General features: G+C 60.2%; 22 protein-coding genes and 1 tRNA gene. 14 read left to right on the top strand and 9 right to left on the bottom strand.

The features are described 5' to 3' along the window. Positions 1–8: 8 nt before the first annotated feature. The 4 genes from CYA_RS14340 to CYA_RS15660 form a co-directional block, all read right to left on the bottom strand. A protein-coding gene (locus CYA_RS14340) for an IS630 family transposase (protein WP_148203167.1) occupies positions 9–940 on the bottom strand; the annotation gives its coding sequence in 2 pieces (ribosomal slippage) (positions 9–604 and positions 604–940; 933 coding nt in all). Between the two features lie 333 nt (positions 941–1,273). Further along, positions 1,274–1,387, bottom strand: coding sequence for a photosystem I reaction center subunit VIII (locus CYA_RS00170; RefSeq protein ID WP_011428960.1), 114 nt, complete (start codon positions 1,385–1,387; stop codon positions 1,274–1,276). Between the two features lie 49 nt (positions 1,388–1,436). Further along, positions 1,437–1,907 (bottom strand): photosystem I reaction center protein subunit XI, encoded by a 471-nt coding sequence (locus CYA_RS00165; protein WP_011428959.1) that lies wholly within the window; start codon positions 1,905–1,907, stop codon positions 1,437–1,439. Positions 1,908–2,276: 369 nt separating this feature from the next. Continuing rightward, entirely contained in the window at positions 2,277–2,855 is a 579-nt protein-coding gene (locus tag CYA_RS15660) for a TMEM165/GDT1 family protein (RefSeq protein ID WP_346426257.1), read from the bottom strand. A gap of 183 nt (positions 2,856–3,038) precedes the next feature. On the opposite strand from CYA_RS15660, the gene CYA_RS00155 reads away from it, so the two are divergent. Beyond that, positions 3,039–3,111, top strand: a tRNA-Ile gene (locus CYA_RS00155). 196 nt (positions 3,112–3,307) lie between these two features. On the opposite strand, the gene CYA_RS00150 is transcribed toward CYA_RS00155, so the two are convergent. Further along, positions 3,308–4,582, bottom strand: coding sequence for a D-alanyl-D-alanine carboxypeptidase (locus tag CYA_RS00150; RefSeq protein WP_011428957.1), 1,275 nt, complete (start codon positions 4,580–4,582; stop codon positions 3,308–3,310). Positions 4,583–4,628: 46 nt separating this feature from the next. Further along, positions 4,629–5,009 carry a hypothetical protein gene (locus CYA_RS00145; RefSeq protein ID WP_011428956.1) on the bottom strand — a complete coding sequence of 127 codons (381 nt, stop codon included), beginning with the start codon at positions 5,007–5,009 and terminating at the stop codon, positions 4,629–4,631. A 326-nt stretch (positions 5,010–5,335) separates the two neighbouring features. On the opposite strand from CYA_RS00145, the gene CYA_RS00140 reads away from it, so the two are divergent. Further along, positions 5,336–5,782, top strand: a complete 447-nt coding sequence (locus tag CYA_RS00140; protein WP_011428955.1) for a Fur family transcriptional regulator — start codon at positions 5,336–5,338, stop codon at positions 5,780–5,782. Between the two features lie 180 nt (positions 5,783–5,962). Continuing rightward, positions 5,963–8,344 carry a M48 family metalloprotease gene (locus CYA_RS00135; RefSeq protein WP_011428954.1) on the top strand — a complete coding sequence of 794 codons (2,382 nt, stop codon included), beginning with the start codon at positions 5,963–5,965 and terminating at the stop codon, positions 8,342–8,344. A 7-nt stretch (positions 8,345–8,351) separates the two neighbouring features. Here the strand turns inward: CYA_RS00135 and CYA_RS00130 are convergent, their stop codons facing one another. Further along, positions 8,352–8,804 carry a phosphomannose isomerase type II C-terminal cupin domain gene (locus tag CYA_RS00130; protein WP_011428953.1) on the bottom strand — a complete coding sequence of 151 codons (453 nt, stop codon included), beginning with the start codon at positions 8,802–8,804 and terminating at the stop codon, positions 8,352–8,354. Positions 8,805–8,929: 125 nt separating this feature from the next. Here CYA_RS00130 and CYA_RS00125 point away from each other — a divergent pair, with 125 nt between their 5' ends. The 7 genes from CYA_RS00125 to folK all read left to right on the top strand — a co-directional run bounded on the left by CYA_RS00125 (position 8,930) and on the right by folK (position 15,791). Further along, a complete protein-coding gene (locus tag CYA_RS00125) occupies positions 8,930–9,295 on the top strand; it encodes a 2Fe-2S iron-sulfur cluster-binding protein (RefSeq protein ID WP_011428952.1) in 366 nt (121 codons plus the stop codon). Further along, positions 9,288–10,586, top strand: a complete 1,299-nt coding sequence (locus tag CYA_RS00120; RefSeq protein WP_071813484.1) for an O-antigen ligase family protein — start codon at positions 9,288–9,290, stop codon at positions 10,584–10,586. The genes CYA_RS00125 and CYA_RS00120 overlap by 8 nt, the downstream gene beginning before the upstream one ends. A 187-nt stretch (positions 10,587–10,773) precedes the next feature. Continuing rightward, complete coding sequence (gene rlmD / locus CYA_RS00115; protein ID WP_011428950.1) at positions 10,774–12,168, top strand: 23S rRNA (uracil(1939)-C(5))-methyltransferase RlmD; 1,395 nt, start codon at positions 10,774–10,776, stop codon at positions 12,166–12,168. A gap of 153 nt (positions 12,169–12,321) precedes the next feature. Next, positions 12,322–13,413, top strand: coding sequence for a redox-regulated ATPase YchF (gene ychF, locus CYA_RS00110; RefSeq protein WP_011428949.1), 1,092 nt, complete (start codon positions 12,322–12,324; stop codon positions 13,411–13,413). 637 nt (positions 13,414–14,050) lie between these two features. Beyond that, the gene (gene folP, locus CYA_RS00105; RefSeq protein WP_011428947.1) at positions 14,051–14,920 is read left to right on the top strand and encodes a dihydropteroate synthase; all 870 of its coding nucleotides are present in this window, start codon (positions 14,051–14,053) and stop codon (positions 14,918–14,920) included. After that, positions 14,907–15,278, top strand: coding sequence for a dihydroneopterin aldolase (folB, locus tag CYA_RS00100; protein WP_011428946.1), 372 nt, complete (start codon positions 14,907–14,909; stop codon positions 15,276–15,278). Before folP ends, folB begins: the two co-directional genes overlap by 14 nt. A gap of 6 nt (positions 15,279–15,284) precedes the next feature. Further along, the gene (gene folK, locus CYA_RS00095; protein ID WP_011428945.1) at positions 15,285–15,791 is read left to right on the top strand and encodes a 2-amino-4-hydroxy-6-hydroxymethyldihydropteridine diphosphokinase; all 507 of its coding nucleotides are present in this window, start codon (positions 15,285–15,287) and stop codon (positions 15,789–15,791) included. On the opposite strand, the gene gap is transcribed toward folK, so the two are convergent. After that, complete coding sequence (gene gap, locus CYA_RS00090) at positions 15,777–16,808, bottom strand: type I glyceraldehyde-3-phosphate dehydrogenase (protein ID WP_011428944.1); 1,032 nt, start codon at positions 16,806–16,808, stop codon at positions 15,777–15,779. The genes folK and gap overlap by 15 nt on opposite strands. 188 nt (positions 16,809–16,996) lie before the next feature. Between gap and surE the strand changes: the two genes are divergently transcribed. Then, positions 16,997–17,728, top strand: coding sequence for a 5'/3'-nucleotidase SurE (gene surE / locus CYA_RS00085; protein WP_011428943.1), 732 nt, complete (start codon positions 16,997–16,999; stop codon positions 17,726–17,728). Here surE and CYA_RS00080 read toward each other — a convergent pair. Further along, positions 17,711–18,331 carry a DUF3318 domain-containing protein gene (locus CYA_RS00080; protein ID WP_011428942.1) on the bottom strand — a complete coding sequence of 207 codons (621 nt, stop codon included), beginning with the start codon at positions 18,329–18,331 and terminating at the stop codon, positions 17,711–17,713. The two genes, surE and CYA_RS00080, sit on opposite strands and share 18 nt — an antisense overlap. Positions 18,332–18,531: 200 nt before the next feature. On the opposite strand from CYA_RS00080, the gene CYA_RS13630 reads away from it, so the two are divergent. The 3 genes from CYA_RS13630 to CYA_RS00065 all read left to right on the top strand — a co-directional run bounded on the left by CYA_RS13630 (position 18,532) and on the right by CYA_RS00065 (position 20,499). Next, positions 18,532–19,296, top strand: coding sequence for a GvpL/GvpF family gas vesicle protein (locus tag CYA_RS13630; protein ID WP_011428941.1), 765 nt, complete (start codon positions 18,532–18,534; stop codon positions 19,294–19,296). 160 nt (positions 19,297–19,456) lie between these two features. Continuing rightward, a complete protein-coding gene (locus CYA_RS00070) occupies positions 19,457–19,984 on the top strand; it encodes a hypothetical protein (RefSeq protein ID WP_011428940.1) in 528 nt (175 codons plus the stop codon). 50 nt (positions 19,985–20,034) lie between these two features. After that, entirely contained in the window at positions 20,035–20,499 is a 465-nt protein-coding gene (locus tag CYA_RS00065; protein ID WP_011428939.1) for a GUN4 domain-containing protein, read from the top strand. The last annotated feature ends 27 nt before the right edge of the window (positions 20,500–20,526 follow it).

The following is a 20,526-nucleotide window of genomic DNA, read 5'->3' as shown; positions in this document are numbered from 1 at the left end:
TTAAGGGCTCAAGGGGTACAATAGCAGCACTTAGCAAACCAACTTCGGAAGGAGGATGGATTGATCAGTAGTAAAGAAGTCTTCACTATCTGCTCCATGCTATATTTCCCAATTCTGCAAAGCTGCCGAATAAAATGCTTCAACACCGACCACATCATCTCAATGGGATTCAACTCCGGCGCATACACAGGCAGGTATAGGATTCGTGCTCCTGTCCCCCTAATCAATTCCTCAACTTCCCGACTCTTGTGGATATTTAAATCCTTCCTCGCATCTAGCTTCGGACATAGCTCGCTTCTCAAAAACTCCAAAAAGTCTCCTTTCTTCATCCCACCCTTGATGACACGACAGCCAACTACACCTCTCAAGGAAATAGCTCCAATAACCGTATACTTTTCACCCTTGTATCTCTGACGGTAATGATAAGCCCGTTGACCACGTAAACTCCGAGATACTCCCCGCTCCATTCCCTCCCAGACTCCCGTCTGGTCGATGGCAATCAAATCCTCCGCTGGAATATTCCTGACTTCTTGACTATAAGCTAGTCGTTCCCTTTGCACCTCCTCTTCTTTGACTTTTGCACTGCGGTAGGTCTTTTTTTTAGAGTCATTCCTTGCTTTTTCAAGAAATTATGTATCGTGACGATGCTTACATTGATTCCTAAGCGCTCGCGCAACAGTTCTTGATACTGCCACAGGTAGAAGTCTGGGTGTTCTGTAATAATTGCGATCACTTCCTGCCGATGTTGTTCCAAAATGCCCACTCGCTTGGTGCCTGCTTTCTTAGGGGCTAAATCTTGAGTTTGTTGGTACTGACGCACCCAGCGGTGTACTGTTCTTTTGGTCACCATGAAGCGTTTAGCTACCTGGCGGATGGAGGTGTTACCTGCCTGATAGGCTGCTACAACTCTTTGCCGCAAATCCAAAGAATGAGTCGGCATTCCTTTCTCTCCTTCCTCTTGAATACCTGTACCCTATTTTAAATTAAAAGGCTGTAAGGCTGGCCATCGACTTCTTCTTCTCGTTAAAAGTTGAAAGGGGGTTGCGCAAGCTGCCCTTTTCCTTGTTGGTATGGGATCAGCTCGCCGGATCCTGCTCCACTCTAAAGTCCTTTGGAAGTTCCCCTTTCCCAAAAGCAAGAAGACCCAACCTTGGTCGGGTACTGCCCCAGGCAAGACGGCAGCGCGTCCAGAAACAGCCGCTGTGCCAAAAAGGGAGGGATCCCTTGTCTAGCTAGGGATCCCTCTTCCGAAACCCATTGAGATGAGAACCAGTTAGTCGCGCTCAATGTACAAAAAGAGCACAGCCATGGTTACTGCCGGCAGCAGCCAACCGACAATGGGGACGAAAATCCAAGGAAGATAAGCAGCAGCGTAAGAACCGGTCATGATCTTGCTCCTCTCCAGTGCCTTGACAAGTTTGACAACTCAATTAACCTTAATTCACCAACCCTCGAAAGATGGCGTCGATCCCGGCAAAGTTCTCCAACAAGAAGTAGGCAGCAAACACGCCACCCATACCTCCCAAGAAAAATCCTGCTGTCAGATCCCCCCAGCCACGGGCCGTAGATAGAGGATTGGCGCCCGGCGTTTCCGGCTTGTTTCCAAAGGTAACGCTGCCATAGGCGGACATACAGGCGGTTCCCAGCAGCACAATCGCCATCGCCGTGACCAGCCCGCCCAAATTGGCTGCCTCAGGATAGTCGCGCAGCGGGCCCACCACGATTTCTGGCCCCACCAAAAAATAGCCATGCGCCAACCCAATCTCCAGCCCTCGCAACAGCGGCGATAGGCCAGGCCGGTTAATGGGGAGGTTGTTGATAAACAGACGGGTGAGAGAAGAGTCACTGATGGGCGTTGAAAGATGGCCCTCGCAGGGATCGTCGTTAAAGGTGCGAATGTAATCCATGTCCGAAGATCCTGGCTGGAATTTTGGGATTCATTCTACGGGGCCTCAGTTCTCCTCTCAGCAGCCGCTATCCGGATCGTTAAAAAAGTTCATGCTTGCTTAACAGAGATACAGACCCTCGCGCTTTGGTTCAACGACGCCGTGCCACCCCAGAAGATAGAATGCAACTGCGAGCCGCGCTACACAAAAGGATAGCTTGGTAGCCCCGTACTTTAGTACGCGGCGGAAAAGCCCTTGAGCCACTTTAGTTGCTTCTTTGTTATAGTTAGTACAGAGCTTCTCCAGGAAAACAACCTACTGCGGTGCAAAACCCGCGCGGCAATAACTAACCTGGAGGAACTTAAGTCCGAAGTAAGCAGAACTTTGAGGTTATGCCTCAAAGGACTGTCTAGGGGCGTCTTGACAGCGCCTTTGCGAGTCCATTTTGGGCTGCGTAAGAATCCCCTGGGTGGGAGTGTCAATTTTCCCTGGCAGGCCATCCTCGGTTCCTCCAGAGGGCTCACGCTTCCCTTGCCATTCTCGCCAGAGAACATAGCTCCCGATTGCCAGGAAGCCGAGGCCAGCCAACCATTCTAGCCAGGCTGCCGGGATCACCTGCCCCAGGGATCCCCCTAAGGCTACGCTGAGCAAACTGGCGGTCACCAGGGCGCTGGCAGAGCCGAAAAAGATCGCCCAGGGAGACTTGGACTGGGCGCTTATGAGCAAGGTGGCCAACTGAGTCTTATCGCCCATCTCCGCCACAAACACGGTTAAAAAGGTAACAAGCCAGAGCTGTAGCGGGGATCCCTCTGGCGGGTTGTTGACGGCGGAAGGCGCTTCAGGGGGGGACGGCACCGTCTGCGCTTCCAGGGCAGGAGACAGAGCCAGGTTCTGGCCGGTGGGTTGCCAGTCCACAGAGGCGGCTTCGTTCCAGGGGAGATAGTGCTGCCCAACGGCCCAAAAAACCAAACCGAGAACCAAGGATAAGGCAGTCAGCCCCAAGCCTAAAGCCAGTTGCCTCTGCCAGGAACGCGCTGATGCCATGGTCTCTGCTGTCCGCTAACCACCGACATGCAGCTTATCCTGTAGCGGGGCTCTTTTTCACCGGTTCTGGAAAGAACAAGGGCGCTAGAGTAAAAAGTAGAAGAAGAAGGGGCGTTGGCCGAGCGGTTTAGGCAGCAAACTCATAATTTGCCTTACACAGGTTCGATTCCTGTACGCCCCATCGCCGCAACCCTCTCCGGAGAAGGGCTGTAAACTACCCGACTCCGACTGCCCCCTCAATCCCCCCTATATCCCCCCGTACACGGGGGGACTGGGGGGCGGGGCTCCTGCGGCTTCTGGCTGAATTGAAACCGGCTTGCGAGGGTTTGCCATCCCCAGGCGCTTTGCTGCTGAGGCGACCCCTCCCAGGCAAACCGTCAAAGGCGAGGGCTCGACTCCCTGCGGGATCTCGTATCTAAGGGACGAGGCAGCCAGCGCTCGGGCAAGGCGGCGGGGGATCCCCAGCGGGACTGGAGCCGGCTGAGAAACTCTCCCTGCCAGGTGCGCAAGTCGGCCAAGTTGGCCCCGCCGTTCATGACGGCAAACCAGATATCGCCCCGCTCAGTTGGCAACACGCCCGCCAAGGTGCTGACGCCGCTCAGGGTGCCCGACTTGGCGATCAAGATCCCCGGCAGAAGCCGCCGCTCCAGCACGCCCACATCCTGGCCGACGACGGCAAAGGCATCCGCCAGCGACAAGCCGCGCTCTTCCAGCAACGCCTGGGTTGCCCGCAACATGGCTACATTGGCCCGCGGGGAGATGCGGTTTTCCACCCCCAATCCCGAGCCGTTGATCAGGTGCAGCTCTTCTGCCGGGATCCCTGCTGCAGCGCGGGCTATTTGGGCAACCTGGGCCGCTCCTCCCACCGCCTCTGCCAGCATCTCGGCCATGGCATTGTTGCTGTAGAGGTTCATCAGCTTGAGCAGGTGAATGAGGGGAGGCGACTCATGCCTGAGCAAGACCTGGGCCTCCGAAGGGATCTGCTGGGCAACTCGCACCGACCCCAAAATCTCCACCTGCGGCCTGGGGGTGCCGGGGGGCAAGGTCTGGAATTGCGCCTGGGCTTCCGGGGGCCAGAGGCGGGCCTCCAGCCCCTGGCGCAGCAGGGATCCCGAACGGGCCCCATCCCGGGAAAAGTTCATGTAGAAGCGGCCCACCACCACCAGATCCCCGCGCACCTGGCGGATCCCCTGGGCGTTGAGGGCGTTCCCCACCGCGAAGGCTTCCTCCCAGACAAAGAAGGGATCCTCCCCCCCCAGCACCCAGAGATCGCCCTGCAAAACTCCGTCCGTTCCCAGCGAACCGGTTGCCAAGTAGGTGGTCACAAAGCGGTGGTGCGGGCCAAACTGCTGCAGAGCAGCCAGGGTGGTGGCCACCTTGGTCAGGGAGGCCGCCGGCAAAGCCTTGGATCCCTGATGTTGCCCCAAAACCTCGTCGCCCCTCTGCAGCCAAACCCCCTGGGCCGTGGAAGCAAAGCCGCGGCCGCTCAACTGGGCCAGGTAGGTCTCCACCTGAGGTTGCAGGGATCCCTGCGCCGTCGCCTGAGCTGAGCTCAGCAGAAGGAACGCCGCCGAGAGCGTCCCCCCCCAGATCGCAACCAGCCGCCAGCCCGGCCGCTGTCGTTGGCAATAGCGTTGCGGAGCACTTTTCACCCAAAATGCCCTCTAAAAACGCCAACCCACCCCCAGAGCGGAGCCCTCAGCTTGGCAACTCCCAGCCGCTTTCTTCTAGCGGCTCCACGTCGATGGTGCCGGGGGGCGTTTGCCGATAAAAATGGCCATCGGCAACAAACAGCGGCTCGCCACAACTGGGGCAAAAGAAGCGGCTGCCCTCGATGGCCTGAGACTCGGACCCACACACCGGGCAGCGATCCGTGGCGATCCAGCGGCGCGCCCACCAGCGAAAGGCCAGCAGCACCAGCACCGGCAGAGAGAGCAAGAACAGCAACAGAGCCACCAACCCGGCGACCAGCCACCCCAGCCCGACACGGGTCAGCAAAGCTGCCAAGGCCAGGGATCCCAGCCAGAAGCCCCAGCCGGTTAGAGAAATGGAATAGGTTTTGGGCTGCTCAAACCGCATCTTTGTTTTCCCTTCCCGTATTGACTACGCTTAGCAACGCCGCCGGGATGCCGCGGGCCTTTTCCCGAGTTATGTTAGCCCAGACTCACTCGAACTATAAGGCCACCTGGGCATACCCTGTAGGCTAGCTCATTTCCAATAGACGCGGGATCCGGTTTCCCGCACCCCTTCTTCTGCCGGCCCAGGCGCTGCCGTTGCTTCTCAAGAAGGCAACAGGATCCCTTTGGCAGCCGAAAGTCAGTGGCGCTATCTTAAATGAGGCTATTATCAATTACAGAACTTATTGACTGTTACGGCGACGTTGCCCAACAGCGGAGGGGGGCATCATGGTCTACACGGAAGAAGCCTTCAAAGCGGAGCTAAATGCCAAAGGCTGGCGAGCCACTCGGCAGCGGGAAATCATCCTCCAGACCTTTCAAAACTTGCCTGAGGGGACTCACCTGAGCGCCGAGGAGCTGCACAAAAAGCTGCGGGAAGAAGGCCACAACATCAGCCTTTCCACCATCTATCGCACCGTCAAGCTGATGGCGCGCATGGGCATTTTGCGCGAGCTGGAACTGACCGAAGGCCACAAGCATTACGAGATCAACCAGCCGGCCCCCCACCACCACCACCATTTGGTGTGCATCAAGACCAACAAGGTCATTGAGTTCAAAAACAACGCCATCCTGAATATCAGCCAGAAGGTGGCTGAAAAGTACGGCTTTAAAGTGCTGGATTGCCAGCTCACCATCATCGGCATCAGCCCGGAGGGACAGCGCTCGATCTTGTAGCCAAACAATTTCTGCAGCTCAGCTCCTGGATAAATGCTTGCCCTGGGCGTTCTGTACTGGGTTTGGGGGGAGATGGGGATCCCTTGGTAGAGAAAATGCCAGAATAGCCGCTGTAAAGTCGAAAGCCATTGGCAATTGAAGCAATAGCTCAGCTTACCCTACCCCCTCCGGGAGACGGCCATGAACGAGCAGGAATTGGCGCAGTGGCTAGAGCAAGCTCTGGCAGACCTGCGTCTGAGAGTTCAGGTGAAGGCCCAGCCCCTCCAAAGCAGTCCTGGGGATTACGCTTTGGTGATCATGATCAACCACCCTGCTCACGTTGCTCTCGACCATGAGAGGCTGACGGCCTGGTTCCAGAAGGCAATTCCCAGCCGCTATCCCCAAGTCAAGCGCTTGGCTCTCTACAGCCGCCCCATCGGCCAACAGCAGGCCAACTGGAAAACTCAGGTGAGGCTGGCTCCGGAAGCGGCGACGGGCAGGGGGGATCCCGCCGACAGTCCAGATCTCAGCCGCTATTGCTTTGTCCAAGACCGCCAGTTGCTCACCGCTGACCTGCCTCAACCCTCCAGCGTGGTGCGCCAGGCGGTCTTGGGTTTTCATAACCTCACCGCTGGGCAAAAGGAAGAAGTGCTGCCCCTGTTGCCCACCTTGTTCCGCAACCCCGGTGCTGTCTCGACGGCAATGCTGTCGGTGGATGCGGCCCTGTGGCTAGAGCCCTTGAAAAGCCTCAATCCCCACGAGCTGCGCCTGTTGAGCGTTTGGCTGAGCCGCTATTGCTTCAACCCCAGCCGCGCCTTGGCCGACTTGGATCCCGCCACCTCCAATCTCAGAACCGGTCAGACCCGACGCCGGTACCGCGCTCCTCAGACAGGGGTCTCGCTGGTTTTGGCCAGCTTTGCTGGCAACCTCACTCTGGCCGCCGGCGTGACCCTGAGCCTGTTGTTCGGCATGGTGTTTGTGTTGGCCCTGGCCGTTTTCGGCACCTTGGAAGGGGGGTTCTCTTTTGGCTCTTTTCTTTCCGCCGTTCTGCTCACCCTGGCCTTCAACGCCCTCATTTTCTTTTTGTCTCCCTGGTTGATGGACTGGATCCAGCACAGCCTCTACAGCACCCAGTGGGTGAGCTTGGCGGAAATTGGGCGTCGCAGCCCAGAGAGCGCGGAGGTGATCGCCCGCGTCTGTCGCCAGTACAAGCTGAAGCAGCCGAAGCTGGGCTTGATCCGCGACCAAAACCCTACTGCTTTTACCTATGGCAGCCTGCCGGATACGGCCCGCATCGTCGTCAGCGAAGGGTTGTTCACCTACTTGGAAGATGAGGAGGTGGCCACGGTCTATGCCCACGAGCTGGGGCATGTGATCCACTGGGATTTTGCTGTCATGACCCTGGCTTCCACGTTGGTGCAGATTCTCTACCTCCTCTACGTCTACCTGCGCGACACGCGCCGAGACCGCAGAGGGGGCAAAAACATAGGTTCCTTGGCTCTGGTCGCCTACTTTTTCTACGTGGCCGGCTCCTACTTGGTGCTGTACCTGTCGCGGGTGCGGGAGTACTTTGCCGATCACTTTGCCGCCGAAATCACCGGCAACCCCAATGCCCTCTCGCGGGCTCTGGTGAAAATAGCCTTTGGCATTGTGCAAGAAGGGGAGCGGCAACAGGATGAGGAAACCCGACAGCGCAGCGCTCGCCTGCTGGAAGGCACACGGGCCTTGGGGATCTACGATGCCAAGGCGGCGGTGATGGCGGGGACAGCCTACCGGGTGGCCGCGGATCCCAGCCAGGTGGGCAGGGTGTTTTTGTGGGATCTGTTTAACCCTTGGGCCGGGTGGATGGAGCTGAACTCCACCCATCCCCTCACCGGCAAGCGGGTGCGGGCGCTGGGCACCTATGCCGAACAACTGGATCTGCCGGTGGAGTTCGACATGGCCAGCGTGGTGGCCCAGGGCAAGCAGCTCAACCGCCAGCAGCTCTACGGCAATTTTCTTCTGGACGTGGTTTTGTTAAACGCCGAGTGGCTGGGGGCGATCTTGGGGATGGTGCTTGGGATCCCCGCTCTGCAGGCGGGGTCTTACGGCATGTTTGCCGGCCTGGTTCTGGCGGGAGCCAGCTTGGGCCTGCTGCTGAAGATGACGGTGATGTACCCCAGCTTGGAAAACCCGCCGGCATTGACGGTGTTGAAGGCCATGAGCAACCCCTACGCCAGCCCCTTGCGCGGCTTGCCGATGCAGCTAGAGGGGCGGGTGATCGGGCGGGGGGATGCGGGCTATCGCTTCGGCTCCGATCTCAAGTTCCAGGATGAGACGGGGATGATTTTCTTGCGCTATGTTTCTCGGTTTGGGCCGCTGGGCAACTTCCTGTTTGGGGCCAGCCGGGCAGGCAGGCTGGTGGGTCAAGAAGGGACGGTGGTGGGATGGTTCCGGCGGGGGATAGCTCCCTACCTGGATCTGTCCCGCTTCCAGAGCCGCTATGGCGAAGTGGTGACCAGCCATCCGGCCTTTGGACAGGCGGTGCAGGTGGCGCTGGGCTTGATGGCCGCCTTGCTGCTGATGACCGTTTTCCCCTTCTAGGACGGGCTCAGGATGAGGTCGACTGCCCGCTGTCGGCGCGGGCGTAGTCGTCGCTGAAGCGGATAATGTCGTCTTCGCCCAGGTACTGGCCGTTTTGCACTTCGATGATCACCAGGGGGATGACGCCGGGGTTTTCCAGGCGGTGCTTGGTGCAGGGGGGCACGTAGGTGGACTGGTTGGTGGTGATCAGCCGCTCTTCATTGCCGCAGGTCACTTTGGCGGTGCCGGCCACGACGATCCAGTGTTCGCTGCGGTGGTAGTGCATCTGCAGGCTGAGGCGATGCTTGGGCAGCACCACAATCCGCTTGATCTTGTAGCCGGGGCCCTCGTCCAGCACCGTAAAGCTGCCCCAGGGACGAGTTTCAGTATTGCTCTCGATGAGCTTGTTAAAAACTTCAGCCGAGAAGGTAGCTGGCAGTTTTTCCACTGAGGGCATGGGGGAATTGGGAGTTTCTAGCATAGGCTGCTCTCCTGGGGGCCCTGCCTTCAGCTTATCCTATGGAGCTGGGCAGTAGCCCAACTCCACTCAAATCTTGTGGGATCATGGAGAAGTCTCCTCATCGGGGGAAAAGGCCCTTCTTCTCCATGCATTCCTACCCGGTTCACATCCACGACCGCCAGAAAGACGCCCACTACTTCATCCAGGTGCCTGCCGACCAATACATCCTGGAGGCTGCCGAAGCCCAAGGGATCCAGCTTCCCTTTGCCTGTCGCAACGGCGCCTGCACCACCTGTGCGGTGCGGATCCGGCAGGGATCCCTCTACCAGCCGGAGGCAATGGGGATCTCGCGGGAGCTGAAGGAGCAGGGCTACGGGCTGCTGTGCGTGGGCTATGCCCGCTCCGAGCTGTGGGTGGAAACGCAAGATGAAGATGAGGTGTACGAGCTGCAGTTTGGCCGCTACTTTGGCCAGGGGCGGGTACGAGCGGGGATCCCCCTCGACGATGAGTAATTTTTCTGCCTCAGTTGCCTCTAAAGACCTGCCGCCGTCCCCCCGGCCTTGGCAGCTCCAGGGCTGGCTGTTGGGCTCGGCGGCGCTGATCCCGGTCAACCTGGCCCCTAGTCTGTTGCTGGCGGTGGTGGGGACGGTGCAAAGCTATGGCCGCTACTGGCAGCAAATCCGGCGGGATCCCGGCTTTTGGCTGGCGGGCCTGCTGAGCCTGGCGGTGGTGGTGACAGCGCTGCTGGGGGAGGACTGGCGGCTGAGCTTGCCGGGGATGTTCAACTACTGGCCTTTTCTCCTGATGCTGCCGGCCTTTGCTGCAGCGCTGAGGGATCCCCTCAGCCGCCGCTGCCTGGCGCAGGTGTTGGTGCTGGGCAGTGGCCTGATGCTGCTCTTGGGCTGGGGAGAAGTGCTGTGGGGGTGGCAGGGGCATCTCTTCTTGGGGCCGCTCTGGATTACGGGCGTGGCCGGTGGGGAGCGCCCGGCGGCAGCCTTCACCTCCCCCAATCTCCTGGCCATTTATCTTGTGATCCATCTGGGCTTGGCGGCGGGGCTGTGGGGGGCAACTCAATCTCACCCCACCAGAGCAGGGCTGGCGGCGCTGCTGGGGTTAGGATCCCTGCTGTTGCTGCTGACAGCCTCCCGCAACGGCTGGGGGGCAGGGGGGCTGGCGCTACTGATTGGGCTGGCCCTGCGGCGCTGCTGGTGGGGGCTCGCCTTCCTGGCCGGCTTGGGATTAGCCGGCTTGGCCGCTGCTTTGGACTGGCCCGGCTGGCGGGCGGTTGTCCCTTCCTTGATCTGGAGCCGGTTGGCAGACACCTTTGACCCCCAGGCCCCCTATTTCAGCTCGACGGCCAACCGCCTCGATGCCTGGCGCTTTGCCCTGCAGATGGTGTGGGAGCGGCCCCTGACCGGCTGGGGCTGGCAGAGCTTTCCTGCCCTCTACAATGCCCAGGATCCGCCAGAGCTGCTGGGCCACTGCCACAACTTGTACCTCCATCTGGCGGCAGAAGGCGGGATCCCTCTGCTGCTGGGCTACTTGGCCCTTTGGGGTTGGATCTTGGCGCGGGGCTGGCGAGCCTGGCGTTGCTCCCAAGACGAGATCCTCTTGGGAGTTTTACTGGCCTTGACGGCGTTTTTTGCTGCGGGGCTTTTGGATGTGGTGATCTTGGATGGCCGCCTTCACCTGTTGATCACCTTGCTCTTGGGCGCAGCTTGGGGGGCCAGCCTCGAGCTCCGCTGCAGCCAGGCAAAGAGGGTTCCGGCGGATCCCCAGGCACCCCGGTCAATGCCACAATAGAGTTCCTCCCTTGGGTTTTCTGGGATTACTCTGTTTCGGTTGCCGGATTTTCTTACGTATCGAGTTTAGCTTTGGATGGTCTCACCCGATTTCGATTGACCAAAACTTTGGCGGCGCAGGCCCCGCCCTGAGGACTCTGTCCCGCTTGCGCGAATAGGGCTGGGGAGAACGTCAACCACCTTTTTCCATGGAGCAGCCAATCCCTTCTCTGGCCCCTGATCCCATCAAGCCGGGGGATCTCCTATCCCTGGAGATCACCGACCTAACCCCTGAGGGCGATGGCATTGCCCATACGCTTGGCCACGGGCGGGGTCGGGTGGTGTTTGTCGCCCAAGCGGTGCCAGGGGATCGCGTGGTGGCTCAGATAACTGAGATCAAGCGCAACTATCTGGTCGGGCGAATTCGCTCCCTCATAGCTCCCTCGCCGCAGCGGGTGCGGCCGGCCTGCATTGTGGCGGACAAGTGCGGTGGCTGTCAGTGGCAGCACGTCAGCTACGCTCAGCAATTGGTTACCAAGCAGCAGATCCTCAGGGATGCGCTGGAACGAATTGGCGGTCTTACTCTGCCGGAGCCTGTCCCGATTTTGGGATCCCCGCAGCCGCTGCGCTACCGCAATAAGGTCACCTACCCCATTGCCAAAGCAGAGGGCCAGCCGCTGCGCATGGGCTACTACCGACCGGGCAGCCACCGCCTGGTGAACCTCAACCAGTGCCCTGTGCAGGACGAGCGGCTGGATGTGTTCTTGCGGGAAATTAAGCGGGATCTGCAGGAGGCCGGCTGGAGCGTCTACGACGAAAGCCGCCACCAGGGCCATCTGCGTCACTTGGGCTTGCGCATTGGTCGCCGCACCCGCGAGGTGCTCCTCACCTTGGTCAGTTGCAGCCGCGACCTGCCCCACCTAGAAAGGTGGGCCAAGCGCTGGATGCAGTGCTACCCCGACCTGGTGGGGGTTTGTCTCAACCTCAACCCGGCCCGCACCAACACCATCTTTGGCCCGCAAACGGAGGTGATTGCCGGGCGGGGATCCCTGCGGGAAGAATTGGCCGGTCTTTCCTTTTGGATTGACAGCACCTCCTTCTTTCAAGTCAACACGGAGCAGGCGGAGGCCTTTTTTACCTGGATAGTGGATCAGCTCCAGCTGCGCGGCGAGGAGATCGTCCTGGACGCCTACTGCGGCATCGGCACCCTAACCCTGCTCTTGGCCCGGCGGGCCAAACGGGCGATAGGGGTGGAAGTCCTGCCGGCGGCGGTGGCCCAGGCCCGCTACAATGCCCAGTTCAACGGCATCCCCTCGGCCCAATTTTTCCAGGGCGCAGTGGAAACGGTTTTGCCAACTCTGCCTCCTGCCGATATTGTGGTGTTGGATCCGCCGCGGCGCGGCTGCGAGCGGCAGGTACTCGAGATCCTAAAGCAGCGACAACCCCAGCGCCTTGTCTACATTAGCTGTCACCCTGCCACCTTGGCGCGCGACCTGCAAATTCTCATGGCCGAGGGATCCTACCGCCTAACCCAATGGCGAGCGGCCGACTTCTTTCCCCAAACAGGCCATGTAGAGGGGGTGGCCTTTTTGGAGCGGGTCTGAGGGCAACTCCAAAAACCTTGCCCAGCTTGCCGCAGAGCCGCCCTCTTGGTAAACGCAGCAGCCAGAGGCGACAAATGCTAACGTCAAAATAGCGACCTTAAAGTTTCGCAACGGATCCCTTTCCATTACCCTAGTTTTTCTTCCGCGATCTCGATGCTCAGAGCTGGAATTGTTGGCCTGCCCAATGTGGGCAAATCGACTCTATTTAACGCCCTCTGCGAAAATGCCAAGGCCGAGGCGGCCAACTTCCCTTTTTGCACCATTGAGCCCAACATAGGACGGGTGGCAGTGCCGGATGAACGCCTGCAGGTGCTGGCCAAGATCAGCGGCTCGGCGGCAATCGTCCCCGCCCAGATTGAGTTTGTTGACATTGCTGGCCTGGTGGCCGGCGCCAGCAAAGGCGAGGGGCTGGGCAACCAATTTCTCTCCCACATCCGCCAGGTGGACGCCATCGTACATGTGGTGCGCTGCTTCAAAGATGAGAACATCGTGCATGTGGCCGGCTCCGTGGATCCGGTGCGAGACATGGGCGTGATTAACCTGGAGCTGGCCCTGGCGGATCTGGCCCAGATCGAGCGGCGCTTAGAACGGGTGCGCAAACAGGCCAAGTCCGACAAAACGGCTCAAGTAGAGCTGCAGGCCCTGGAGAAGCTGCAGGCCGCTTTGGACGAGGGCAAGCCGGCCCGCCTGGTGCCCCTCAGCCCAGAAGAGGAGGCCTCCATCAAAGGGCTAGGGCTGCTCACCCGCAAGAAGGTGATCTATGCCGCCAACGTGGCAGAAACGGAGCTAGCCACTGGCAACGACTGGGTAGAGCAGGTGCGGCAAGTGGCCCAGGCAGAAGGGGCGCGTGTGGTGGTGGTCTCAGCCCAGGTGGAGGCGGAATTGGTGGAGCTGCCGCCTGCAGAGCGACAGGCTTATCTAGACTCGCTGGGGGTGAAAGAAGGGGGGCTGAAATCTTTGATCCGCGCCACCTACGAGCTGCTGGGCCTGCGCACCTACTTTACTTCCGGCCCCAAAGAAACCCGCGCCTGGACAATCCCTGCCGGTGCCACTGCTCCTCAGGCAGCGGGGGTCATTCACTCGGATTTTGAGCGGGGCTTTATCCGGGCGGAAACGATAGCATATGAGGACCTAGTGGCAGCGGGATCCCTGAGTGCCGCCCGAGAAAAGGGCTTGGTGCGCAGCGAGGGCAAAGACTACGTGGTTCAGGAAGGAGATGTGATGCTCTTCCGTTTCCATGTCTAGGACTCCCTAGCCTATTCAGCCAAGCCGTGGTTTCTCAGCAGTGCCTCTAGGCAAAACGACTTATCTAGCCAGGGATCCCTGCTTCCAAGGGGTCTGCTTGACGCAACCGTTTTCCTGAGAAAACTGTTGACGCTGTAACGAAACATCACAATAATTGGACTAGATAAACAAGTACTTTAAGGGATGTATTGATGGATCTGCTGCAATACGGGCCGATGGCCTGGGTTTACCTAGCAATTTTTGCCTCCATCATCTGGTGCATCTGGGGTCGTTCGGAAGACGACATCATGTTTTAGCTCAAGCGGGAGGGGTTCCTCTGCGAGCTAAGGCTACTCCTTGGCCTTAGGCTGGCAGGGGATCCCTCCTAGGTATGGCTTTTTGCCGACCTCAGGTGACGTTTCCCCTCACTCACTCAACCAACTGAGGGTCATACCAAGGCAGATACACAACCGCGGCCCGCGCCACGCAGCCACTCCTCCCCTTCACGGGAGACACCTAGCAATACCCCAAAACAAACGGAGCGAGGGATCTGTATAGATTACTGCCCCCTGCGCTTCCCTACTTCTAGAATTCAGCTAGGCACGCGCTGGTCCTATCTGGGGCGGCTGCTCTGACAGCGAATTAGCTTGCAGGAGTTATGGGCGTTACCAGCTTGCTCTCTCGCCGTCCCCTGCCTGGGGCAGAACAAACACCGGAGGGGTACTGCCTTTCCTGGCGGGGTGTGGCGGTGATGGGGGTACTCAATGTAACCCCCGATAGCTTCAGCGACGGCGGCCAGTGGGGATCCGTGGAAGCTGCCGTGCAGGCAGCCAGAGCCATGGCAGCGGCGGGGGCCTTGATTGTGGATATCGGCGGCGAGTCCACCCGTCCGGGGGCAGAGCCGGTGCCGGTAGAGGTGGAGTGCGACCGGGTTTTGCCTGTAATTCGGGCTCTAGAAGGATCCGGCATTCTCATCAGCGTCGATACGCGCCGAACGGAGGTGGCAGCGGCAGCTCTGGCGGCTGGAGCGCACATGATTAATGACGTCACCGGCCTGCGCGATCCGCAGATGATGCAGCTGTGTGCCGAGAAGGGGGTGCCGGCAATCATCATGCACATGCGGGGAGAGCCCCGCACCATGCAGCAGCTTACCCACTACGAGGATCTGGAGGGAGAAGTTTTTGGGTTTCTCAAGGATCAAGCGGAACGGGCCCTGGCAGCCGGTGTTCCCAGCGTGGTTTTGGATCCCGGCCTGGGCTTTGCCAAAACCGCCGAGCAGAACATTGCCCTCCTCAGAGCGCTGCCGCGGCTGGTGGCCTATGGCTACCCGGTGCTGGTGGGAGCCTCGCGCAAAAGTTTTGTTGGCCAGCTTTCCGGCATTGCTGTGCCCAAAGAGCGGGATAGCGCCAGCGTAGCCGTGCACCTCTTTGCCGCCAGCCGGGGCGCTACCCTGGTGCGGGCGCACAACGTCCCTGCTCATGTCTCCGCTCTAGCGGCTTGGGAAGGGCTGCACTGTGAGCCAAACTAGGCTGGTGCTGCGGGGTCTTAGCTTCCATGCCCACCACGGCTATCGTCCTGAGGAGGCCCTGTTGGGGGCGCGCTTTGTAGTGGATGTGGAGCTGCAGCTTGCCTTGGTTCCCCAAGAGGATGACTTGGCCCACACCGTGGACTACGCCCAGGTGTACGAGGCAGTGCGGGAAGAGGTGACCCAGCAGCGCTACCGGTTGATTGAGACGTTGGCAGACCGGATTGCTGAGCGGCTGTGGCAAAGCTATCCCCAGGTGGAAGCCCTGACGGTGCGGGTGCACAAGCCGCAAGCCCCCCTGCCCGGTTTGTTCGACGATGTCTACGTGGAGATTGTCCGCCACCGTTCTTCCAATAGCTAACCCTCGATGCAGCCCGACCTAGCCTACATTGCCCTGGGCAGCAACCTAGGGGATCCGCTGCAGCAATTGCGCTCGGCTGGGCAGAAGTTGCTCAGGTTGGGCCAGGTGGTGGCTCGCTCCAGCCTCTACCGCAGCCCCGCCCAAGGGGGGCCACCCGGCCAGCCCGACTACCTCAATGCTGTGGTGGCGTTGGATCCCTTTCCCCCTTACCAATCGCCCCTGGAGTTGCTGAGGGCGCTGCTGGCCATCGAGCAGGAGGCAGGGCGAGTGCGGCGCATCCGCTGGGAGGCCAGGACCCTGGACTTGGATCTGCTGGCAATGGGCAACCGGATCCTGAAGAGCCCTGAGCTAACCCTGCCCCACCCTCGCATGATGGAGCGCCCTTTTGTCCTGGCCCCGCTGTGCGAGATTGCTCCCCATTGGCGCCACCCCGAAACCGGCATAGCCGCAGCTGAGGCGCTGGCTGCCCTGGATAGCTCCTGGCTGGAGCGCACTGACCTAGGCTGGGATTGAGCTCTTTAGCGCAGCCGCCATTTTCGCCGCCAGATCCACCAGCCGCGAGGCATAGCCGTACTCGTTGTCGTACCAGGAGAGCACCTTCACGGTGCGATCCCCCAGCGTCATCGTCGACTCCAGATCCACAATCGAAGAATGGGGATCGCCGATGATATCGGCCGAGACAATGTGCGGCGGGGCAATGGCCAGGATACCGCGCATCGGCCCTTCTGCTGCCTCCACAAAGGCTTGGTTGACCGCCTCTTTGGTGATAGGCTGCTCGGTGCGCACGACAAAGTCCACAATCGAGCCGGTTAGGGTGGGCACCCGCAGCGCCAGGCCGTCCATCTTCCCTTTCAGGGCAGGCAAAACCTCGGCAACTGCCGTAGCTGCCCCAGTGGTGGAAGGCACAATCGACACCGCCGCCGAGCGGCCCCGGCGATAGTCCTTGGGATCCGGGCGATCCACAATGGCCTGGGTGGCGGTGTAAGCGTGGCAGGTGGTGAGAAAGCCCGTCTCGATGCCGAAGCGATCCAGCAAGACCTTGGCCAGCGGCGCCAGACAGTTGGTGGTGCAGGAGGCGTTGGAGACGATATGGTGCCGCTCTGGGTCGTACTGGTCGTCGTTAACCCTCATCACCACCGTCAGGTCGGCGCCTTTGGCAGGGGCGGAGATGATCACTTTCTTGGCGCCGGCTTCTAGGTGTTTGGCCGCCCCCTCCCGCTTGGTAAACAGGCCGGTGGACTCTATCACCAGGTCAACCCCGAGGTCTTTCCAGGGCAGTTGCGCCGGATCCCGTTCTGCCAGAACCCGGATCTTGTGGCTGCCGACTTGCAGGTGGCCATCCACAACGCTCACCGTCTGGGGCAGGCGCCCGTAGGCGGAGTCAAATTGCAGCAAGTAGGCCAAGTTCTCCGGCTCGGTGAGATCATTAACCGCCACCACCTCCAGCCCTCGCCCCGGCTGGGAGAGCAGCGCCCGCAAAAACGACCGGCCAATGCGGCCAAATCCGTTGATGGCTACCCGTGTGGTCATGGCAATCCTCCGGTATCAGTTCATGGTCATGGGTCGAGGGCTGCGGCGCAGGAGACGCCAACCCCTTAGGGATAGGTTAGAAGAAGAACGGGATCCGCCTTGCCTTTGCACTTCAGATCTCCAGATTTGGATCCCAACGGAGATTTGCGATTTAGGCTAACCCAGGAATTGCCGGTAGAGGAATTCAGATGAAGGTATTGCTGACCAACGATGATGGCATCGAGGCGGCGGGGCTGGCACACCTCAGACTGGCCCTCAGCGCTCTCGTTGCCGAGGAAAACTGCTGGATTGTGGCCCCCCACCAGCCGATTTCCGGCTGTAGCCACCAGGTAACGACGGGGCGGCCCTTTCGCGCCTGGGCCCGCGGCGAGCGCACCTTTGCCGTCGAGGGATCCCCTGCCGACTGTGTGCGGGTGGCCCTGTTTAAGCTCGCCCCTGCCGTGGATTGGGTGCTTTCTGGCATCAACGAGGGAGGGAATCTGGGATCGGATGTGTACTTGTCCGGCACGGTGGCGGCGGTGCGGGAGGCGGCGCTGCGTGGGATCGGAGGGATCGCCATTTCCCAGTATCGGGCAGGGAGCCAACCCATCGATTGGGAGCAGGCCCAGCGGTGGACGCGGGAGATCCTGGCCGAGCTGATGGAACAACCCCTGCCAGCCGGCTCCTTCTGGAATGTCAACTTGCCCCACCTGCCACCGGGATCCCCTTTGCCGGAGCGAGTTTACTGCCCCCTCTGCACGCAGCCGCTGCCACTCGATTACGCCGTAGAAGCAGAGGGGGAAGGCTTGGCATCGCTGTGGTTTCGCTACCAGGGGCGCTACGCAGAGCGAGCCCGCGATCCCCAGACCGATACCGATATCTGCTTCTCCGGTCGGATCGCCATCACCCAGGTGCACCTGTGCTCAGGAGCTCCCAGGTGAGGGGGTGAGGTTGCGGGCGATGGTTCTCAGCCGCTGCAGCCGCAGTGCCGTCAGGATATCGGTGGGATCCAGCTTGAGAACCTGCTCCAGGGCATCTGCTAGGTGTTGGGCTGCCTCTTGGCGGGTGTAGCCGCGGAACTGGGCGCGGCGCAAGGCAAACTCGTCGGCATCGAAATGGGCGCTCTCCCGATTCAGGTTTTGCCAGATCTGCCGCACCGAGAGCGCCGTGATGCCCCCCGCCAACAGGGCAGAAAACGGGTGCTGCAAAGAGAGCTCTGCCACGGTGGTGATGCCACCAAGCAAGGCCAGCGACTGGTAAAACCCCGGCTGTAGCCAGTTGCGGTTGTCGAACCAGCCCACCTCCCGCAAAAACAGCAGATCCCGCTGCGGCTGCGGGATCCCTTGCCAGCGGCGAAAATCGATGGCAATGATGCCCTGCGGCTGCCAAGGGGCCTTGCGGCGGGAGAACAACAGGGCCTCACCTCCCGAGTGGGGGACAACGCGGATCAAGGCCCGGAGAGAAGCGGGAAGCAGATCCCGCAAGCGTTCGATCTCTTCTTTTTGAAAGGTTTCCAAGGGTTTGAAGTCTGAGCGGCTGGTCATAGTTTTACCTGTAGAGGCACGGAGAGAGAGGATCCCACCTACCCCCCGGCAGCCTTGCGGCCCTGAACACCCCAGACCTGAAAAACCCTGCCAGGTTAGTCTACCGCATCTTCAGGTCGCCAGTAGCAGCCCCCCAGGGCAAAAAGCGCCAGCAAGTTTGCTTAGACTGAGAGGAAAAGTCTACGCCTCGATCCGAGCCAATGCCAGTTTTACCGGAACCCAGCGAACAGAGCGCCGGCAGCCCCCTTTACACCTATGCCTTCTTGCCGATGCCAGACGCGCCGCTTTGGCATTTCATTCAACAAACTCAAGGGATCCGCGGGCCGCTGCAGGTGTTTTCTCCCACAGGAGGCCGAATTGCCGCTGCTGTGGAGCCGATGCCGGATCCTGCGTCGCTGCAGGCTTCGGATGAGGTGCTGCTGCGTTCTGCCCTGCGCCACGACCAGGTGATCTGCCGGCTGTTTGCCCAGATGCCGCTGCTGCCCCTGCGCTTTGGCACCTGCTTTCTCTCAGCCGAAAAGCTGGGATCCCACCTATTGGCCCAGCAGGCGGAGTACGAACAGGCCCTCGCGGCCATCGGGGGAAGAGCCGAGTACTGCCTGAAAGGAAAACTGTCGCCCCAGCCCCCCCCGGATCCCCAACCCGCTCCCAGCGGCACAGCCTATCTGTTGGCCCGCAAACAAGCCTATCTCCAGCAACGACAGGCCCAAGAGCGGCAAGAACAGGAGCTGGCGGCCCTGCAGCAGCTTTGGCCTTCTACCTGGCCAGTGCAAAGAGGGGATCCGCAGCCGGGAGAAGTCCTGCGGCTTTACTTCTTGCTCACCCCTGCCGAACGGGAAATGGCAGCCCAGCTCGCCCAAACCTGGGTAGCAGCACACCCCCACTGGCAATTGGACTGGAGCGAGTCCCTGCCCCCCTATCACTTTGTGGGTGCCCTGCGGGATCCCTCCAGATGTACTCAGTAGTGCCCTAGCAAAAGGATCCCGTTTCGCGCGCCCGGAAACCCTGACCCAGCGAGGATGCAATGTTTTGGCTGTAATTTTTCAGGGTATTACTTACGGATTCTGGTGAGGGATGGGACTACACTACTATTTTTGAAAGTGACCTCCCGTCCCCTCAGCCGTCATGACCCTGGAAACATTTTTTACCCAGCTCAACGCCAACGGCTTAACGATTGCCATCCTGCTCTTTGCAGCTCCTTGGTTGGTTTGGGTTCTCTGCCACTGGATCCCAGGGCAGTGGGAAGAGCCTTTTTTGCTCAGCTTGAACATTGGCTTAGCAGCGGCAAGCCTTGTCCTCTGGGCCGGTTACTTGGCCTATGCCACCAACACGGCCGGCTGGCAGGCGGTGGTCAAGCAGGCGGATATGTTCTTGTTGCTGGTGCCTCCCTACTATTTCCTTAGCTCCATCTGGGTGGCACGGCAGCGCATGCCCCTCTCGCGGGTGCCGGCTTTCCGCACCTTGCAAGGGATCAGCATTTTGGCGGCGGTCTATCTCATCCTCTCTTGGCTCAGCCGCCGGGTCTATGTTGTCTTTTTCTCTTACCTACCCTTTTCGGCCTTTCTGTGGATCCTGGCGGGGTTGTTGGGGGTGGCCTATATTGGCTATCGCATCCTCTTTGGGAATCCGCCCCAGTACCCGCCCGAAAGCTGAGGGGCTGGCCGACAGGGACTAGAATTCGAAAGAAACCCTTTGCAACGGCAATGGTGACAGTCCCTCTGATTTCAGCCCTGAACATCGACTACCGGCCTTTGCAGGAGTTGTTAGCGGCGGGAGCTTGGCTGGAAGCGGATCGGCTGAGCCTGCAACTGCTGTGCCGGGCGGCGGGGGAGGGGGCGGCGCGGCGGGGCTGGCTGTACTTTTCCGAGGTGAGCCGGATCCCGGCAGAGGATCTGCGCACCATCGATGGCCTGTGGCGGGCGGCCTCCGGGGATCGCTTCGGCTACTCGGTGCAGCGGCAACTCTGGCTGGGGGTCAACCGCAACTGGGAGCGCCTCTGGCCGCTGATTGGCTGGAAGCAAGGCTACCACTGGACTCGCTATCCCGACGAGTTCACCTGGGATCTGTCCGCTCCCAAGGGCCACCTGCCCCTTTCCAACCAACTGCGGGGGGTGCGGGTGCTGGAGGAGCTGCTTACCCACAGAGCTTGGGAAGACCTATCCGGCTGAGCGTCTTTTGAATCTTATTGAATCTAA

Origin of the sequence: Synechococcus sp. JA-3-3Ab, from assembly GCF_000013205.1 — a bacterium.
Taxonomy (GTDB): domain Bacteria; phylum Cyanobacteriota; class Cyanobacteriia; order Thermostichales; family Thermostichaceae; genus Thermostichus.
This window is presented reverse-complemented; position numbering and strand designations above follow the sequence as displayed.

Excerpts from the sequence above, each read along its gene's own strand:
- CYA_RS00170 (WP_011428960.1), bottom strand. The coding sequence starts at position 1,387 with ATGACCGGTTCTTACGCTGCTGCTTATCTTCCTTGGATTTTCGTCCCC.
- CYA_RS00165 (WP_011428959.1), bottom strand. The coding sequence starts at position 1,907 with ATGGATTACATTCGCACCTTTAACGACGATCCCTGCGAGGGCCATCTT.
- CYA_RS00145 (WP_011428956.1), bottom strand. The coding sequence starts at position 5,009 with ATGCGGTTTGAGCAGCCCAAAACCTATTCCATTTCTCTAACCGGCTGG.
- CYA_RS00140 (WP_011428955.1), top strand. The coding sequence starts at position 5,336 with ATGGTCTACACGGAAGAAGCCTTCAAAGCGGAGCTAAATGCCAAAGGC.
- CYA_RS00135 (WP_011428954.1), top strand. The coding sequence starts at position 5,963 with ATGAACGAGCAGGAATTGGCGCAGTGGCTAGAGCAAGCTCTGGCAGAC.
- CYA_RS00130 (WP_011428953.1), bottom strand. The coding sequence starts at position 8,804 with ATGCTAGAAACTCCCAATTCCCCCATGCCCTCAGTGGAAAAACTGCCA.
- CYA_RS00125 (WP_011428952.1), top strand. The coding sequence starts at position 8,930 with ATGCATTCCTACCCGGTTCACATCCACGACCGCCAGAAAGACGCCCAC.
- CYA_RS00120 (WP_071813484.1), top strand. The coding sequence starts at position 9,288 with ATGAGTAATTTTTCTGCCTCAGTTGCCTCTAAAGACCTGCCGCCGTCC.
- rlmD (WP_011428950.1), top strand. The coding sequence starts at position 10,774 with ATGGAGCAGCCAATCCCTTCTCTGGCCCCTGATCCCATCAAGCCGGGG.
- ychF (WP_011428949.1), top strand. The coding sequence starts at position 12,322 with ATGCTCAGAGCTGGAATTGTTGGCCTGCCCAATGTGGGCAAATCGACT.
- folP (WP_011428947.1), top strand. The coding sequence starts at position 14,051 with ATGGGCGTTACCAGCTTGCTCTCTCGCCGTCCCCTGCCTGGGGCAGAA.
- folK (WP_011428945.1), top strand. The coding sequence starts at position 15,285 with ATGCAGCCCGACCTAGCCTACATTGCCCTGGGCAGCAACCTAGGGGAT.
- gap (WP_011428944.1), bottom strand. The coding sequence starts at position 16,808 with ATGACCACACGGGTAGCCATCAACGGATTTGGCCGCATTGGCCGGTCG.
- surE (WP_011428943.1), top strand. The coding sequence starts at position 16,997 with ATGAAGGTATTGCTGACCAACGATGATGGCATCGAGGCGGCGGGGCTG.
- CYA_RS00080 (WP_011428942.1), bottom strand. The coding sequence starts at position 18,331 with ATGACCAGCCGCTCAGACTTCAAACCCTTGGAAACCTTTCAAAAAGAA.
- CYA_RS13630 (WP_011428941.1), top strand. The coding sequence starts at position 18,532 with ATGCCAGTTTTACCGGAACCCAGCGAACAGAGCGCCGGCAGCCCCCTT.
- CYA_RS00070 (WP_011428940.1), top strand. The coding sequence starts at position 19,457 with ATGACCCTGGAAACATTTTTTACCCAGCTCAACGCCAACGGCTTAACG.
- CYA_RS00065 (WP_011428939.1), top strand. The coding sequence starts at position 20,035 with ATGGTGACAGTCCCTCTGATTTCAGCCCTGAACATCGACTACCGGCCT.